This window comes from Halorubrum sp. C191 (genome assembly GCF_002727095.1).
In the GTDB taxonomy this organism is placed as follows: domain Archaea; phylum Halobacteriota; class Halobacteria; order Halobacteriales; family Haloferacaceae; genus Halorubrum; species Halorubrum ezzemoulense.
In genome coordinates this window covers 1-15,726 of record NZ_NHNZ01000042.1, presented here as the reverse complement: position 1 = coordinate 15,726, position 15,726 = coordinate 1, and the positions used below count along the sequence as shown (strand labels likewise).

The following is a 15,726-nucleotide window of genomic DNA, read 5'->3' as shown; positions in this document are numbered from 1 at the left end:
CCGCAGTTTCACCTACAGTCAATCCGGCTTCAAGCTCAAGAACACGGGCGGTCGGACGCGACTGTGGCTCTCAAAACTCGGAGAAATCCCGCTCACCTTCCACCGCGACCTCCCCGACGACGCCGACATTAAGACCGTCACGGTCAAGCAAGAACCTACCGGGAAGTGGTACGCCATTCTCGGCATCGAGACGCCCGACGACCCGCCGGAGAAGCCGGAGAATCCCGAGAACTGCGTCGGCATCGACGTGGGGATTCTCAAGTACGCCCACGACACGGACGGAACCGCCGTCGAATCCCTNNGACAATTGGGAGAAACAGCGTCGGGTCGTGGCAGAACGCCACGCCGAGTTGAAGAACAAGCGCCGCGACTTCCTTCACAAGCTCTCGAACTACTACGCTCGGGAGTACGACTTCGTGGCGGTCGAGGACTTGGACGCAAAGGGGTTGGTCGAACTACCGGGAAACTCGCGGAACCGGGCAGGTGCGGCGTGGGGAACATTCCTGCGGATGCTCAAATACAAGTGCGAACGCGAAGGAACGTACTTTGTTGCTGTGAATCCGCGCGGAACGACGAAAGAGTGTGCGTCCTGCGGCGTTTCGACCGAGAAACCGTTGTGGGTGCGCGAACACTCCTGCCCGGCGTGTGGGTTCGAGGCTGACAGAGACGCGAACGCGGCGTTGAATATTCTTTCTCGCGGTGTGAAGAAGCGGTTAGGAGCGGGACGCTCCGAATTAACGCCTGTGGAGACTGCGCTCCCTGTGTCCTCGGTTGTGGATGCAAAGCGCGTCGTGAAAACAGGAAGCTCCACCCTCAAGCGCGAGGGCGTCAGCCCGAGCGGTAGGGTGGGGTAGTTCACTCCGACTCCGTCACGTGTATCTCACGAACCACACGAAGGCGACGGCCCCCGTCACGCTGCGTGACGAACTCAAACCCGTCACTGGGGGTTCGGCTTATATACACCCGGCCGCCGTCCTGTCAATTTACTCCGTCAGAAAACGTGACGGGCGCGACGGGATTTGAACCCGCGGCATCTTGGTCCGGAACCAAGTGCTCTGTCCGCTGAGCTACGCGCCCTCACGAGCCGGTATCCGCGGCGAGCGTTTAACCCTTCTGACTCGGATCGTCGTCCGAGGCCCGCGGGTCAGTCTGCCACTCGAACGCTTCGCCCGTAGAGTCGGCGGCGGCGCCACCGGCGGACGCGCCGCCGTCGGTTCGGGCTCGGTCGGTCGTGTCGCTCTCGCCGTCGATCGCGCCTGCGGCGTCGAACAGGCGGCCGACGAACAGCAGTCCGGGGCGGCGCTCGACGACGACTCCCTCGACCTCCTCTTCGAGCGGATCGACGCCGCCGAGGAGTCGATCGTGGTCTTCGCCACCGAGGTCTCCGCGCAGTTCGACGTCGACCGCGACGGACCGGCGCTCCTCGACCGGCTCCTCGCGGCGATCCGGGGCGGCGTCGACGTCTCCGTACTCATCTCGCCGAGCGTGTTCGACGACGCGCGCGCCGCCGTCGACGAGGACCGGGCGACGCTGACGATCGCGCAGGGGCCCTTCGAGCTACGCGTCACCGAAGACGCGTACGGGAACTTCTATCTCATCGACGGCGAGGAAGTGTGCCTAGAGGTCGCCGACCCGCTTTCGCCCGACCGGCTGTTCGGCATGCTCGACCTCCGCGACCGGGGATTCGCGGCGCGCGTGAACGAGGGCTTCGAGGCCGCGTGGGCGGACGGGGCCGTCGTCGACGAGGTGTGACGCCCGCGGATCCGGCCGCTCGGGGGGTCGTCGGAGCGCGACCTGACCACCAGTCTGGACGGCCGCACCGGGTCCGGATGGATCGGGGCGTCCGTCGATTATCAAAACCAATTTCTCCGGCGCGCAGCTTTATCACCCCACGTCCGTACCGTCGGTAGAACCCATAGTGACCTTCCGGCCATCCGACACGTCGACGCCCGACCGCGGCGGCGACGAGGGCGACGCCTCGGCGACGGATCCCCCCGAGACCGACGACGCAGAGCGGGCGGCTCGCGCGGAAACACGACCGGAGACCGTCAGAACGTGCGGCGCGCCCGCCGACCGGGAGTCGGGGACTCGCGACGGGGCGCCCCCGGACGGCGGCTCGGTCGAAGCGGACCGGTTCCTCCTCGCCGTCGCCGTGGACGGCGAGGTGTTGTTCGCCGGCCCGTCGGCGACGGACGTCGTTGGCGTCGAGCGCGACGCGCTCGTCGGGAGCGACCTCCTCGACCGCGTCCACCCGAGCGACCGCGACCCGGTGGCCGACGCGCTGTCGGCGGTCACGGCGAACCGGACGGTCACCCACCGCATCCGCCGCGCGAGCGGCGGGTACGCGTGGGTCGAGTCGATCGTCGACGAGGAGCTCGCCCCGGAGTTCGGCGGCCGGATCGTCACGGTCCGTCGAGTCGACGTCGACCGAACCTTCCCAGAGCGCTACCGGGCCTTCCTCGAGTACGGTAGCGACCTCGTCACCGTCGTCGACGGCGACGGCCTCGTCGTCTACGAGAGCCCCTCCGTCGAGGAGGTGCTCGGCTACGAGCAGGGGGCGACCGTCGGGCGCTCCCCGCTCGGCTACGTCCACCCCGACGACCGCGAGCGGGTGACGGAGCGGTTCTATCGCGCGCTCGACGAGCCGAACGCGGCGCCCACCCTGGAGTACCGCTACCGCACCGCCGACGGCGACTGGGTCTGGCTGGAGTCGCGGACGCGCTCGCTGCCGGCCGACAGCCCCGTCGGCGAACTGCTCGTCAACTCCCGCGACGTCACCGAGCGGAAGGCGCGCGAGCGGCGGCTCACCGACCGGAACGAGCGGCTCGACCGCTTCGCGAGCATCGTCTCGCACGACCTCCGGAACCCGCTGTCGGTGATCCGCGGCTCCATCGAGATGGCGCGGCTGCGCGGCGAGACGGAGCCCCTCGAACGCGGCGAGCGCGCCGTCGAACGGATCGACCAGCTCGTCTCGGAGCTGCTCACCCTCGCCCGGCAGGGGACCGGCATGGACGAGCCGACCGAGTTCGCGCTCGCGAGCGTCGCCCGCGACGCGTGGGAGACCGCCGCCGAGGGCGACGAGCGCGCAGAGCTGGTCGTCGCCGGCGACGCGCAGGTGTACGGCGACCGGGGGCGGATGCGGCAGGCCCTGGAGAACCTGTTCCGCAACGCGAGGGAGCACGCGACGCCGGGCGCGGCAGAAGCCGCGGTCGACGGTTGCGAGGACGTGCCGACAGACGGGGACGAGGAGGCGCCGGCGTCCGGCGACGACGCGCTCACCGTGCTCGTCACCGCCACCGACGAGGGGTTCCTCGTCGCGGACGACGGGGCCGGGATCGACCCCGAGGACCGCGGCTCCGTGTTCGAGTCCGGGTTCACGACCCGAGCCGACGGGACGGGGTACGGGCTCGACATCATCCGCGAGATCGTCGAGTCCCACGGGTGGACGGTCGAACTCCGCTGCGACGCCGACGGCCCCGTCGGGCTCCCGGACGGGCGGCGGCTCCGGATCCCGGAGGGCGCGTGCTTCGAGGTGTGCGCCCCCGATCCGGCCGACACCGACCCCGAGGAGCCCTGGATCGATCGGTAGGGGGAGGACCCGGCGCGTTTATTCCTCGCGGCCGCCAATTCGGCCCGTGAGCGTCGCCGACCTGACGGTCCGGCAGGCCGAGCGCGCCGACCTCCTCGCGGTGGTCCGGATCGAGCGCGCCTGCTTCTCGGACCCGTGGCCGCACGACGCCTTCGAGCGACTGCTGGACGAGCCGGCGTTCCTCGTGGCGGAGCGTGAGGGCGCGGTCGTCGGGTTCGTCGTCGCCGACCGGACGCCGAACCACGGCCGGGACATCGGCCACGTCAAGGACCTGGCCGTCCACCCCGACGCCCGCGGCGAGGGGATCGGGCGGACCCTCCTCCGGTCGGCGCTGGCGCGGCTCCGCGCGACCGGCGTCGCGGTCGTCCGCCTGGAGGTGCGCGAGGGGAACGACCCCGCCCGCTCGCTGTACGCCGACGAGGGGTTCGAACCGGTCCGGCGGGTCGGCGGCTACTACCGCGACGGCGAGGACGCGCTCGTGCTCGTCGTCGACCTCGCCGCGTGGGCCGGGCGAGCGGGGTCGGGCGGCGGCGACGGTGTAGAGTCGAGGTAACGCGCCGCACGCCTATCGGCTTGCGGCGCGGGGTTTGCCAAGGCTTAGTGTCCGGGAGGCCGACCCGATCGGTATGAGTTCGGTTCCCGAGCGGTCCGAGATCGACGCCGAGTACAAGTGGGACCTCGACGGCATCTACGCCGACGACGAGGCGTGGGAGGCCGCCTACGAGACGGTTTCCGACCGGATCGGCGAGCTGGCCGACTACGAGGGGCGCGCGACCGAGGACGCCGCGACCCTCCTCGAGCTCCTCGAGCTGCGCGAGGAGATCTTCCGCGAGCTCCAGCAGGTGATGACGTACGCCCGGCTCCGGAGCGCCGAGGACACGCGGAACCAGGAGTACCAGGCGATGTCGGCGAAGGCGTCGTCGCTCGGCTCTGAGGCGTCGAGCGCGATCTCGTATCTCGACCCCGAGATCCAGTCGCTGACCGAGGCGGACGTGGCGGACTTCGTCGACGACGAGCCCGGGCTCGCGGAGTACGAACACTACTTCGACGACGTGCTGCGCAAGAAGCCGCACACGCGGTCGAGCGAGGTCGAGGAGGTGCTCGCGGACCTCTCGGAGGTCACCGACGCACCGAGCGAGATCTACTCGATGTTGACGAACGCCGACATGACCTACGGCGTCGTCGAGGACCCGGACGGCGAGGAGGTCGAGATCACGCAGGCGAACTTCACGAAGCTCCAGACCAACCCGGACCGCGAGTTCCGCGAGCGCGTCCACGAGACGTTCTACGACGAGTGGGCCGACGTGCGCAACGCGGTCGGCACGTCGCTGGAGAAGGCCGTCCGCGAACACGTCACGAGCGCCGAGATCCGCGACTACGACTCCGCGCGCGCCGCCGCGCTCGACGGTTCGAACGTCCCCGTCGAGGTGTACGACACGCTCGTCGACACCGTCGACGACAACCTCGACGTGCTTCACCGCCACGCCGACCTGAAGGCCGAGGCGCTCGGCGTCGACCGGCTACAGAGCCACGACCTCTACATGTCGCTGACGGGCGACCAGGGTCCGGACGTGGAGTACGAACAGGCCCGCGAGTGGGTGATCGAGGCGGTCGCGCCGCTGGGCGAGGAGTATCAGGAGCGACTGGCCGAGGGGCTCGACTCGCGGTGGGTCGACGTGTACGAGAACCGCGGGAAGCGCTCGGGCGCGTTCTCCTCGGGCACCTACGACACCCAGCCGTACATCATGATGAACTACCAGGACGACATCGCCTCGATGTACACGCTGGCCCACGAGCTCGGCCACTCGATGCACTCCGAGCTGGCGGGCGACGCGCAGCCGTGGCACGACGCGAGCTACGAGATATTCGTCGCGGAGATCGCATCGACGGTCAACGAGACCCTGCTCACCCACCACCTGCTCGACACCGTCGAGGACGACGAGCTCCGCACCCACGTCCTCGACGAGTACCTCGAACGCTTCCGCTCGACCCTCTTCCGCCAGACGATGTTCGCGACGTTCGAACAGGAGATCCACGAGCGCGTGGAGGCCGGCGACGCGCTCACCCCCGACGCGTTCGACGAGATCTACGGCGACTTGAAGGGGGACTACTACGCGCCCGCTGAGCTCACGGGCGGCATCGAGCGCGAGTGGCAGCGTATTCCGCACTTCTACTACGACTTCTACGTCTACCAGTACGCGACCGGCATCTCCGCCGCGGCCGCGATCGTCGAGCGCGTCCTCGACGAGGGCGACGAGGCCGCCGCCGACTACCGCGAGATGCTGCGGGCGGGCGGCTCCGACTACCCGCTCGACGTGGTCGAACTCGCCGGCATCGACATGGCCTCGCCCGACCCGATCGAGTCCGCCGTCGGGATCTACGACGAGTACCTCGACGAGATCGCGGCGCTGCTCGACTTAGAGTAACGCCGACGCGCGGGAGTCGACTGATCCCTCCGACGGGCCGGCGCAGTCCGGTCCCCGAACGACCGAGCCGGCGGCCCAAAGCATATGATTCGCTCGGCCGAACCCGCCCGCCGGGATGGACCGCAGGCTGCTCGTCGTCCCGGGTGTCCTCCTCCTGCTCGCCCTGATCGCGGACGTGAGGGTCGTCCGCTGGGAGGCGGCGCTCCGCGCGGGACCGGGGCTCGAACGACACCGGACCGTGAACGCGACCGGCCTCCCCGCGAGGTGCGCAGAGGCCGCCGTCGCCCTCGCCGACGGCGACGACGTCTCGATGCGGGGGTATCGGATCGCTCCCGGCTCCCTCGATCTCGTCGTCGAACGCACCTCCGCCTCCGGTCGGTGGGCGCTCGGCGACGCGAACTGCGCGGACCGCCTCGCCGGAGTCGACGACCTGCGCGTCGACGGCCGCTCGTACCGGGTGCTCGGTCAGTACTTGCGCGGGCGAGTTGACCGGACCGCGCTGTTCGGGCTGGCGCGGCTCGGGAGCGGAGTCGTGGGCGTCGGACTGCTCGCGGTCGGGCTCCTCGCGACCGTCGGTCGGGAATCCGAGTGACGGCGGTCTCGACTCCGAGTGACGGCGGTGGCCGGTTCCGACCGGCCGCTCACCGGGAACCACCGCCGCTCATCCTCCAATTTTATTAGCTGTCTGAGCAGTTACCGACGGTATGGAGTGGCACGAGCGTTCGGAGGCCGGGGCGGACACGCTGCGCCGACAGGCGGTTCGAATTCCGCTCCCCGACAGGGAGGCGGAACGGGACCTCCACGAGAACATGGCCCGGATCGCGGACGCCGGCGAGCGGCAGGCCCGGCTACTCGACGATCCGGACGTCCCGCTGACGGAAGTGTACGAGGACGAACTGGACGAGATGCGACAGAGCTTCGAGTACCGCTTACAGCAGGTCGCCGGCGAGGAGTACTACGACGTCGCGACCGCGTATCTCGACGGCGAACGCGACGACTGGATCGGAGCGCTCGCCGCGTACTACTTGGAGTGTTACTACCGCTTACAGGAACGCTACACTGTCGACGAACAGATCTTCTTTCTGTTGATCCTCCGATACCCGGACTGTTTCACGGTGAACCTCAGTTTCCTCGGCGGTGAGATCAGCCGAGACGCGGTTCGGTACGAGTCCTCCGCGCTCGCGGACGCGGACCTCACGGAGCGCGGTCAGGAGCAGTACTACGCGGACAGCCAGTACTCCCAACACGAGGCCGCGGAGTACCTCCGCGAGAGCGTCGGCTGTATCCGCGAGGCGTTCCCGGACCCGGACGCGACCTCGGCCGAACGGCGGCAGTACGGCGGGTTCATCCATCTCACCGGACGGCAGGGGCCGACGTTCGCGGAGCTGCTCGACTCCTGGGCTCCGGACCCGGACCGGTTCGACGAGCCGGCCGCCACGCCCGATATCGTTTCGGAGGGGCCGGAGGCAAGACGAGCGAAGCGAACGCTCCTCACCGACGCCGAAGTGTTGATCTGACGGTCGCGGACCGGTCTCGACGGTCGGCGGCAACCGGGCGGACTCGTCGCGGCCCAGCTTGCGGGGACCGGTCCGACCGTCCCGGCACCGATTTACCGCTCCCCCGCGACACGAGTAATCATGGACGAACGCGTACGCGAGCACGCCGAGGTGCTTGTCGACTGGAGCGCGCGGATCGAGGCCGGCGACGACGTGGTTGTCAGCGTCGCGGAGGACGCCCACGAGCTGGGGGTCGCGGTCGCCGAAGCCCTCGGCGAGCGGGGCGCGAACGCCACGACGATGTACGGCTCCGCGGAGCTCTCCCGCGCCTATCTGAAAGGCGTCGAGGCCGGGACCGACGGCGATGTCGACGCGGACGACTTCGACTCGGACCCCGCGGTCGAGCGCGCGATGTTCGAGGCCGCCGACGCCTACCTCCGAGTCGGGGGCGGGCGCAACACCACCGCGGTCGCGGACGTCGACCGCCCGACCCGGCAGGCGTACGCGAAGGCGCGGCAGGGCGTCCGCGAGGCGCGGATGGACACCGACTGGGTGTCGACGGTCCACCCGACGCGGAGCCTCGCCCAGCAGGCGGGGATGGCCTACGAGGAGTACCAAGAGTTCGTCTACGACGCCGTCCTCCGCGACTGGGAGTCCCTCGCCGACGAGATGGCCGAGATGAAGTCTGTCCTCGACGCGGGCGACGAGGTCCGGATCGTCACCGAGCGCGACGGCGCTCCCGACACCGACGTGACGATGTCGATCGCGGGCCGCACCGCGGTTAACTCCGCCGCCTCCGTCGCGTACGACTCGCACAACCTCCCTTCCGGTGAGGTGTTCACCGCGCCGTACGACACCGAGGGCGAGGTCTTCTTCGACGTGCCGATGACGATCGACGCGACGCGGGTCCGGAACGTTCACCTCGCGTTCGAGGGCGGCGAGGTCGTCGACTTCTCGGCGGAGTCCGGCGAGGAGGCAGTCGCGGACGTCCTCGACACCGACGACGGCGCGCGGCGGCTGGGCGAGCTCGGGATCGGGATGAACCGCGGCATCGACCGGTTCACCGACTCGATCCTCTTCGACGAGAAGATGGGCGACACCGTCCACCTCGCGGTCGGCCGCGCCTACGACGCCTGCCTGCCGGAGGGCGAGTCCGGCAACGACAGCGCGGTCCACGTCGACATGATCTCCGACGTGAGCGAGCGCTCCCGGATGGAGATCGACGGCGAGGTCGTCCAGCGGAACGGGACGTTCCGGTGGGAGGACGGCTTCGAGGCGGAGAACTGACCCTGTCAGAAACGGGGCAGCGAAGGGCGGACCGCGGCTATTCGGTCGCCGCCTCGATAGCCGCTTCGAGGTCGGCGACGATGTCGGCGGGGTCCTCGATGCCGACGGAGAGGCGCACCATGTCTGGGGTGACGCCGGCGGCCTCCTGTTCCGCTTCGGTCAGCTGCTGGTGCGTTGTCGACGCCGGGTGGATGACGAGCGTCTTCGCGTCGCCGACGTTCGCGACGAGCGATGCGAGGTCGGCCTCCTCGACGGTCGCGCGAGCCGCCTCGTAGCCGGCCTCCAGCCCGAACGTGAGCATCCCGCCGTAGCCGCCTTCCAGGTACTCGCTCGCCTCCTCGTGGGTCTCGTGGCTCTCCAGCCCGGGGTAGTTCACCCACGCCACGTCGTCGTGGTCGTCGAGGTACTCGGCGACGATCCCCGCGTTCTCGCAGTGGCGGTCCATGCGCAGCGGGAGCGACTCCGTCTGCTGGAGCGTGTTCCACGCGTCGAACGGCGACTGCTGGTCGCCCAAGTCGCGCAGGCCGCGAGTGATCGCCGCGAAGGTGAACGCCGCGTCGCCGAACCGCTCGGCGAAGTTGATCCCGTGGTACGCGGGGTTGTCCTGCGCGATCTCGGGGTACTTCTCGGCGTGGTCGGCCCACGGGAACGAGCCGCCGTCGACGACGACGCCGCCGACCGTGGTGCCGTTGCCGGTGAGCCACTTCGTCGTCGACTCCCAGACGAGGTCCGCGCCGTGTTCGAGCGGCCGGCAGAGGTACGGCGTCGCGAACGTGTTGTCGACGAACAGCGGCACGCCGTGGTCGTGCGCGATGTCGGCGATCCGCTGGATGTCGGGCGTGACCAGGGCGGGGTTCCCGATCGTTTCAAGGTGGACGTACGCCGTGTCCTCGTCGATGGCCTCGGCGTACCCCTCGTAGTCGAGGGGGTCGACGAACCGCGTCGAGACGCCGCGGCGCTCGACGGAGTGAGTGAGGTAGGTGTAGGTGCCGCCGTACAGCGCCGACGAGGTGACGATGTTGTCGCCCGCCGAGGCGAGGAGGAACGTCGTCACGTCGAGCGAGGCCATGCCCGAGGCGGTCGCGACCGCGCCGACCCCGCCCTCAAGCGAGGCGATCCGCTCTTCGAGGGCGGCGTTGGTCGGGTTCATCAGCCGGGAGTAGACGTTGCCGGCCTCCTCCAAGCCGAACAGGTCCGCGGCGTGGTCGGCGTCGTCGAACTGATAGGCGGTCGTCTGGTAGATGGGCGTCGCGCGGGCGCCCGTCGCCGGGTCCGGGTCAGAGCCGGCGTGGACGCTTCGCGTGCTGAACTTCGGGCCGTCGTCCCCCTCGTCGGATGGCATGGATCTCTGTTCCGCTGCCGCGTAGTTAAAGCCGACCGGCCCACGCGGGCGTTTCCGGTATCTCTGAGATCGGCGGTCAAGCGCGTGCGAGGACGACGGCGGGAACGACGGATCGCGAGAGATGACGCGTCAGCGCGCGAACTCGTGGCAACCGTTAACAGCGTCGGGCCGTAACTTCCGGTATGGGAACACAAGGTCCGCGCGGCGATTCCGCCGAGCTGGAGGAGCTGCTGGGGGAGATCCCGGACGGGGTCTGGCAGTACCTCGCGCTCGGCGTCGCCCTCCTCGTCGCCGTCGCCCTCCTCGGGCAGAGCCTCGCGTTCGGCGTCGCGGCGCTGGCGGTGCTTTTGGCGGCCGTCACGGTCGTCAGCGCCGTCGAGATCGTCGACGCCTACGACAAGGAGGCGCTCACCGTCTTCGGCGAGTACCGCGAGCTGCTCGAACCGGGCGTCCACCTCATCCCCCCGTTCGTCTCGCGGACGTACGCGTTCGACATGCGGACCCAGACGATCGACGTGCCGAGCCAGTCGGCGATCACGCGGGACAACTCCCCCGTGACCGCCGACGCGGTCGTCTACATCAAGGTGATGGACGCGAAGAAGGCGTTCCTCGAAGTCGACGACTACAAGAACGCCGTCTCGAACCTCGCACAGACCACCCTCCGCGCCGTCATCGGCGACATGGAGCTCGACGACACGCTCTCGCAGCGGGAGCTGATCAACGACCGGATCAACGAGGAGTTAGACGAACCCACCGACGAGTGGGGGATCCGCGTCGAGGCCGTCGAGGTCCGCGAGGTGAGTCCCTCACAGGAGGTCCAGCGCGCGATGGAGCAACAGACCGGCGCGGAGCGCCGCCGCCGCGCGATGATCCTCGAAGCGCAGGGTGAACGCCGCTCCGCGGTCGAGCAGGCCGAGGGTGACAAGCAGTCCAACATCATCCGCGCGCAGGGCGAAAAACAGTCCCAGATCCTCGAAGCGCAGGGAGACGCCATCTCGACCGTCCTCCGCGCCCGCTCCGCCGAGTCGATGGGCGAACGCGCCATCATCGAGCGCGGCATGGAGACCCTAGAGGAGATCGGGAAAGGCGAGTCCACCACCTTCGTCCTCCCGCAGGAGCTCACCAGCCTCGTCGGCCGCTACGGCAAGGCCCTCTCCGGCTCCGACGTCCAAGAGATGGAGGGGTTAGAGGGCAAGGAGTTCGACGAGGAGACGGAGAAGCTGCTCGGGTTGGAAGACATCGAGAGCGCCCTCGAACAGATCGACACCGTGGCCGACGACGACCTCCGCACCGACGAGACCCGGGACGGGGACGCGGCCCGCGACGTCGACCTCGCCAAGCAGGAGGCGGCGACCCGCGAGGCCGACCGCGACATCGAACTGGAGGCCGAAAGCGAGCGGCCGAGCGACTGAGACGCGCGGGCGATCGTGAGCCGGGTCAGGGCCGCCAGCGGTCCGGGTCGACTGCCCAGAGGAGGGCGACTGCGACCGCGCCGCCGACCCCTCCCGTGACCAACGAGAGGGGGTCGGACGCCCCCGCCGCGAGCGCCGCGAGCAGCAGGACGGAGCCGGCGAGGAGGGCGACGGTGTCCTCGGTTGTCGTCGCGCGGACCACCGGCGCCACGGCGCCGCCGACGGCCGCACCGGCGGCGATCCGCGCGGGCGGACCGGTCGTGAGGACGGCGTGTGCCGCCGGGTTCGTCGCCGTCGCGGGGGCCGATCCGGGCGCCGCGACGAGGCCGACGCCGAACGCGAGCGCGGCGACGGCGCCGAACGCGGGCGCGACCAGCGCCGCGCGGGCGGAGCCGTCGCCCCCGGTCGCGGCGGCCGCGCCGCCGACGAGCAGGACCGACCCGGCCGCGAGGAGCGCGGGGGCGGCGAGCGACGAGAGGGGAGCGGGTGCGGTCAGCGCGATTCCGTCGGCCGCGGACGAGGAGGGGACGAACGCCGGCGCGACCGTTCCCGCGAGACCGATCGCGGCGACGCCGACGACGAGGAGGGCCGAACCGAGGAGTCGACTGCGGAGTGACATGCGTGACCGGAAGCGTCCCGGCCACAAAACGATCGCGGGACCGAGCCGGGATCGCGGCGGAGGGGGGCCCGACCGTCACACCGTGATGCCGGCGCGCTCGTCGCCGATGGCGACGATCACGCGCTCCGGGGGGCCGCGCTCGTCCGCGAGGCGCAACAGGAGCGTCTTGACGACCGGCTCGTCGGCGTCGATCTCGCCGCGGACGCCGCCTTGGTCGACGGCGATCCGAAGCGAGTGGTCGCCGGTGCGGCTGATCCCGCCGAGCCGGAGGCGGACCTCGGGCGCGGTGAGCCGCTGGGCGATCACTAAGATCGCGTCGCCCCCGTCGTCGACGAAGTCGGTGCGCTCGACGAACGCGCGGGACTCGGTCGCGTCGGGTTTGAGCGCGCCGCGGGCCGCGGCGGCGGACCGGAAGGAAGCGGCGTGAGTCGGTAGCTCCTCCGGGCGCGCGAGGACGCTGCGCGCGTCGACCATCGGGTTGCCGTCGACGTACCGGCTCCGCACGCCGAGGTCGCGCGGCGTCGAGGCGGCCACGTCGTGGAGGCGGTCGACGCACCCGGCGGTGGCGACCGCGAGCGCTCCGGAGACGACAGCACGACGGTACACGGGCGAGAGTGTGGCACAGCGACGTAAAAACCCCGCCGTCACGGTGACGCGGGCTGAGAATCGGGCGCTACTCGTCGATCATCGGCGCGGGCACGCCCTCGTCGCCGCCGTCGATCTCGAAGGCGCGGCGCAGCTCCGCGATCCGGTCGCGGATGTCGGCCGCCAGCTCGAACTCGAGGTTGCTCGCGGCCTCGTCCATGCGGTCCTCGAGGGCCTCGATCTGGGCTTTCGCCTCGGCTTCGCTCTCCACGTCGCCGACGCTGACCGACGAGGTGTCCGTCTTCGAGCCGGGGAGGTTCGTCTCGCTGACCGGCTTGTCGATGGTGGTCGCCTCGTAGCCGTGCTCGGCGTTGTACTCCAGTTGGATCTCGCGCCGGCGCTGGGTCTCCTCGATCGCCGCCTCCATCGAGTCGGTCACCTCGTCAGCGTAGAGGACGACCTCGCCGTTGACGTTGCGCGCGGCCCGCCCCATGGTCTGGACGAGCGTCGTGGTGGAGCGGAGGAACCCCTCTTGGTCGGCGTCGAGGATGGCGACGAGGCTCACCTCCGGGATGTCGAGCCCCTCGCGGAGCAGGTTGATCCCGACGAGCACGTCGATGTTGCCCAGGCGGAGGTCGCGGATGATCTCGTGGCGTTCGAGGGTGTCGGTCTCGTCGTGCATGTACGCCACGTCGACGCCCGCTTCCTCGAGGTACTCCGTGAGGTCCTCGGCCATCCGCTTGGTGAGCGTGGTGACGAGGACGCGCTCGTCGCGCTCGATCCGGTCGTCGACGCGTTCGAGGAGGTCGTCGACCTGCCCCGTCGCGCCCGTCACCTCCACCTTCGGATCGACGAGGTGGGTCGGCCGGACGATCTGCTCGACGATCCGGTCGGAGGTCTCGCGCTCGTAGTCGCCCGGCGTCGCGGAGACGTAGAGGGTGCGGTCCGTCTTCTCCTCGAACTCCTCGAACGTCAGGGGGCGGTTGTCGTAGGCGGTCGGGAGCCGGAACCCGTTCTCGACGAGCGAGTCCTTCCGCGACTTGTCGCCCTCGTACTGCCCTTTGATCTGCGGGATCGTCTGGTGGGACTCGTCGACGACGGTGAGGAAGTCGTCGGGGAAGTAGTCCAGCAGGGTGTAGGGGGCGTCGCCGGACTCGCGGTCGTCCATGTGGACCGAGTAGTTCTCGATCCCGGAGCAGTAGCCCGCCTCCCGCAGCATCTCGATGTCGAAGGTGGTCCGCTCCTCGATGCGCTGGGCGGCCACGAGGTCGCCCTGCCGCTCGAAGTAGCTCACCCGCTTCTCCATCAGGTCCTCGATCTCCGCGATCGCCTGCTCCAGCTTGTCGTCCGGGATCGAGTAGTGCTCCGCCGGGTGGAGCATCACCGCGGGCTCCTCGGAGACGACCTCGCCGTGCATCGGGTCCACCTTGATCATCCGGTCGATCTCCTCGCCCCACAGCTCGACGCGCACCGCGTAGCGCCCGTACATCGGGTATATCTCGACGGTGTCGCCCCGGACGCGGAACGTCCCCTGCGTGAAGTCCACGTCGTTGCGCTCGTAGTTCAGGTCGACGAGCCGGGTGAGCAGCTCCTCGCGGCCGACCTCCTCGCCGACCTCCAGGCGGAGCGCCATGTCGCGGTAGTTCCCCGGGTCGCCTAGCCCGTAGATGGCCGAGACGCTCGCGACGACGATCACGTCGTCGCGGGTCAGCAGGGAGCGCGTCGCGGAGTGGCGCAGGCGGTCGATCTCCTCGTTTATCGACATCTCCTTGTCGATGAACGTGTCCGTCTGCTCGACGTACGCCTCCGGCTGGTAGTAGTCGTAGTAGGAGACGAAGTACTCGACGGCGTTGTCCGGGAACAGCTCGCGGAACTCCTCGTACAGCTGGGCCGCGAGCGTCTTGTTGTGGGCGAGAACGAGAGTGGGCTGGTCCAACTCCTCGGCGACCCACGAGACGGTGTTGGTCTTCCCGGACCCCGTCACGCCGAGCAGCGTCTGCTTTGTCGCGCCCGACTCGTACCCCTCGACGAGTTGCTCGATCGCCTCGGGCTGGTCGCCCGCGGGCTCGAACGGGGCGTCGACGCGGAGCGGGCGGTCGACGGTCGGGCGGTCCTCCGAGAGGGGGGAGTCGGCGTCGCTCACGATACGCGTCGTTGGGCGGCGAGCCACTTGAGCGGCGCGGCTACGTCGGTGACTGCGACAAAACCGGTTCCGCGCGGACGGTTCCGCTCGGGGGAAAACCGATTACTGATCCGACGGAACACCCGGTCGTGTCCCTCCTCACTCCCCCCGTCGCCTTCGGCGCCGCCCTAGTGCTGTTCGTCTGGCTCGCATCCGGCGTCTGGGTGAACCTCGACGCGCACGCCCGCGGAAGTGACTATCCGGCCGTCTGGGGCGTCTTCGCACCGCTCTCGGGAATTGTGCTGTTCTACTACCTGCTGTGGTGGCGCCGCGGACGGTCTCGCGAGTACCCGCCGTCGCGGTGGGAGCGGGCCACCGCGATCGTCGCCGTCGCCGGTCCCGCGGGGCTGGTCGTCGGGAGCCTCGTCTCGCCGCCCGATCCGATCTCCCAGCTGACCGTCTGGCCGGTCGCGTTCGCCGGCTGCCTCCCCGTCGCGTACTGGGTGGTCGGAAGAAGATTCGACGCGACCGGCGACTCGTATATAAGCGGTTGGTAACGAATCGGCGACGAACACCGCCAAAGCCCCAACTGCGAGGGCGCAGTACGCTTGTTGCGCTCCTCGGTTGCTCACTCCGTTCGCTCCCTGCGGTGCTTACGTCGTCATCAGAACGCTCCGCGTTCTGATTGGCTCATGAGAGCTTCGCTCTCCTGAACGCCTACTGCGCCCTCGCGGTAGCGTGGCGCTACGCGCCACGGGCAGCCGGCGGCTTCGCCACCGGCGACTACCCCTTTGGGTCCCACCCCGCACGGCACCGCGCCTCACACCTCCCCAGCCTCGTCGGTCGCC

General features: G+C 69.6%; 15 protein-coding genes and 1 tRNA gene. 10 read left to right on the top strand and 6 right to left on the bottom strand.

Annotated elements, in window-relative coordinates; translation table 11 throughout:
• Positions 1 to 70: 70 nt before the first annotated feature.
• Positions 71 to 271: a hypothetical protein gene (locus tag Z052_RS20855; protein WP_241897883.1), complete on the bottom strand. Its 201-nt coding sequence runs from the start codon at positions 269 to 271 to the stop codon at positions 71 to 73.
• Here Z052_RS20855 and Z052_RS03425 point away from each other — a divergent pair.
• Positions 222 to 854 (top strand): transposase, encoded by a 633-nt coding sequence (locus tag Z052_RS03425; RefSeq protein WP_241897882.1) that lies wholly within the window; start codon positions 222 to 224, stop codon positions 852 to 854. The two genes, Z052_RS20855 and Z052_RS03425, sit on opposite strands and share 50 nt — an antisense overlap.
• A 150-nt stretch (positions 855 to 1,004) precedes the next feature.
• Here Z052_RS03425 and Z052_RS03420 read toward each other — a convergent pair.
• A tRNA-Arg gene (locus Z052_RS03420) sits at positions 1,005 to 1,077 on the bottom strand.
• Between Z052_RS03420 and Z052_RS20400 the strand changes: the two genes are divergently transcribed.
• The 7 genes from Z052_RS20400 to Z052_RS03380 all read left to right on the top strand — a co-directional run bounded on the left by Z052_RS20400 (position 1,051) and on the right by Z052_RS03380 (position 8,798).
• Positions 1,051 to 1,752, top strand: coding sequence for a TrmB family transcriptional regulator (locus tag Z052_RS20400; RefSeq protein WP_186279035.1), 702 nt, complete (start codon positions 1,051 to 1,053; stop codon positions 1,750 to 1,752). The genes Z052_RS03420 and Z052_RS20400 overlap by 27 nt on opposite strands.
• A gap of 166 nt (positions 1,753 to 1,918) precedes the next feature.
• Positions 1,919 to 3,589: a PAS domain-containing protein gene (locus tag Z052_RS03405; protein ID WP_094520613.1), complete on the top strand. Its 1,671-nt coding sequence runs from the start codon at positions 1,919 to 1,921 to the stop codon at positions 3,587 to 3,589.
• 46 nt (positions 3,590 to 3,635) lie between these two features.
• Positions 3,636 to 4,142, top strand: coding sequence for a ribosomal protein S18-alanine N-acetyltransferase (rimI, locus tag Z052_RS03400; RefSeq protein ID WP_094520612.1), 507 nt, complete (start codon positions 3,636 to 3,638; stop codon positions 4,140 to 4,142).
• Between the two features lie 73 nt (positions 4,143 to 4,215).
• Positions 4,216 to 6,015 (top strand): oligoendopeptidase F, encoded by a 1,800-nt coding sequence (gene pepF, locus Z052_RS03395; protein ID WP_094520611.1) that lies wholly within the window; start codon positions 4,216 to 4,218, stop codon positions 6,013 to 6,015.
• A gap of 115 nt (positions 6,016 to 6,130) precedes the next feature.
• Positions 6,131 to 6,607: a hypothetical protein gene (locus Z052_RS03390; protein ID WP_094520610.1), complete on the top strand. Its 477-nt coding sequence runs from the start codon at positions 6,131 to 6,133 to the stop codon at positions 6,605 to 6,607.
• A 112-nt stretch (positions 6,608 to 6,719) separates the two neighbouring features.
• Entirely contained in the window at positions 6,720 to 7,532 is an 813-nt protein-coding gene (locus Z052_RS03385) for a hypothetical protein (protein WP_094520609.1), read from the top strand.
• Between the two features lie 120 nt (positions 7,533 to 7,652).
• Positions 7,653 to 8,798, top strand: a complete 1,146-nt coding sequence (locus Z052_RS03380) for an aminopeptidase (RefSeq protein WP_094495148.1) — start codon at positions 7,653 to 7,655, stop codon at positions 8,796 to 8,798.
• Positions 8,799 to 8,835: 37 nt separating this feature from the next.
• Here the strand turns inward: Z052_RS03380 and Z052_RS03375 are convergent, their stop codons facing one another.
• On the bottom strand, positions 8,836 to 10,140 hold the full coding sequence (locus Z052_RS03375) for an O-acetylhomoserine aminocarboxypropyltransferase/cysteine synthase family protein (protein ID WP_049933351.1): 1,305 nt from the start codon (positions 10,138 to 10,140) through the stop codon (positions 8,836 to 8,838).
• A gap of 182 nt (positions 10,141 to 10,322) precedes the next feature.
• Between Z052_RS03375 and Z052_RS03370 the strand changes: the two genes are divergently transcribed.
• Positions 10,323 to 11,552 carry an SPFH domain-containing protein gene (locus tag Z052_RS03370; protein ID WP_094520608.1) on the top strand — a complete coding sequence of 410 codons (1,230 nt, stop codon included), beginning with the start codon at positions 10,323 to 10,325 and terminating at the stop codon, positions 11,550 to 11,552.
• Between the two features lie 25 nt (positions 11,553 to 11,577).
• Here the strand turns inward: Z052_RS03370 and Z052_RS03365 are convergent, their stop codons facing one another.
• From Z052_RS03365 to uvrB, 3 genes are all read right to left on the bottom strand, one after another.
• Positions 11,578 to 12,171, bottom strand: a complete 594-nt coding sequence (locus Z052_RS03365; protein WP_094520607.1) for a hypothetical protein — start codon at positions 12,169 to 12,171, stop codon at positions 11,578 to 11,580.
• A gap of 75 nt (positions 12,172 to 12,246) precedes the next feature.
• On the bottom strand, positions 12,247 to 12,777 hold the full coding sequence (locus tag Z052_RS03360; RefSeq protein WP_086216333.1) for a hypothetical protein: 531 nt from the start codon (positions 12,775 to 12,777) through the stop codon (positions 12,247 to 12,249).
• Positions 12,778 to 12,844: 67 nt separating this feature from the next.
• The gene (gene uvrB, locus Z052_RS03355) at positions 12,845 to 14,899 is read right to left on the bottom strand and encodes an excinuclease ABC subunit UvrB (protein WP_086216334.1); all 2,055 of its coding nucleotides are present in this window, start codon (positions 14,897 to 14,899) and stop codon (positions 12,845 to 12,847) included.
• 128 nt (positions 14,900 to 15,027) lie between these two features.
• Here uvrB and Z052_RS03350 point away from each other — a divergent pair, with 128 nt between their 5' ends.
• The gene (locus tag Z052_RS03350) at positions 15,028 to 15,435 is read left to right on the top strand and encodes a hypothetical protein (protein WP_094520606.1); all 408 of its coding nucleotides are present in this window, start codon (positions 15,028 to 15,030) and stop codon (positions 15,433 to 15,435) included.
• The last annotated feature ends 291 nt before the right edge of the window (positions 15,436 to 15,726 follow it).

What these genes read in the sequence shown, in the direction of transcription:
- Z052_RS03380 (WP_094495148.1), top strand. Translation starts at nt 7,653, where the DNA reads ATGGACGAACGCGTACGCGAGCACGCCGAGGTGCTTGTCGACTGGAGC.
- Z052_RS03370 (WP_094520608.1), top strand. Translation starts at nt 10,323, where the DNA reads ATGGGAACACAAGGTCCGCGCGGCGATTCCGCCGAGCTGGAGGAGCTG.
- Z052_RS03375 (WP_049933351.1), bottom strand. Translation starts at nt 10,140, where the DNA reads ATGCCATCCGACGAGGGGGACGACGGCCCGAAGTTCAGCACGCGAAGC.
- Z052_RS03365 (WP_094520607.1), bottom strand. Translation starts at nt 12,171, where the DNA reads ATGTCACTCCGCAGTCGACTCCTCGGTTCGGCCCTCCTCGTCGTCGGC.
- Z052_RS03390 (WP_094520610.1), top strand. Translation starts at nt 6,131, where the DNA reads ATGGACCGCAGGCTGCTCGTCGTCCCGGGTGTCCTCCTCCTGCTCGCC.
- Z052_RS03385 (WP_094520609.1), top strand. Translation starts at nt 6,720, where the DNA reads ATGGAGTGGCACGAGCGTTCGGAGGCCGGGGCGGACACGCTGCGCCGA.
- pepF (WP_094520611.1), top strand. Translation starts at nt 4,216, where the DNA reads ATGAGTTCGGTTCCCGAGCGGTCCGAGATCGACGCCGAGTACAAGTGG.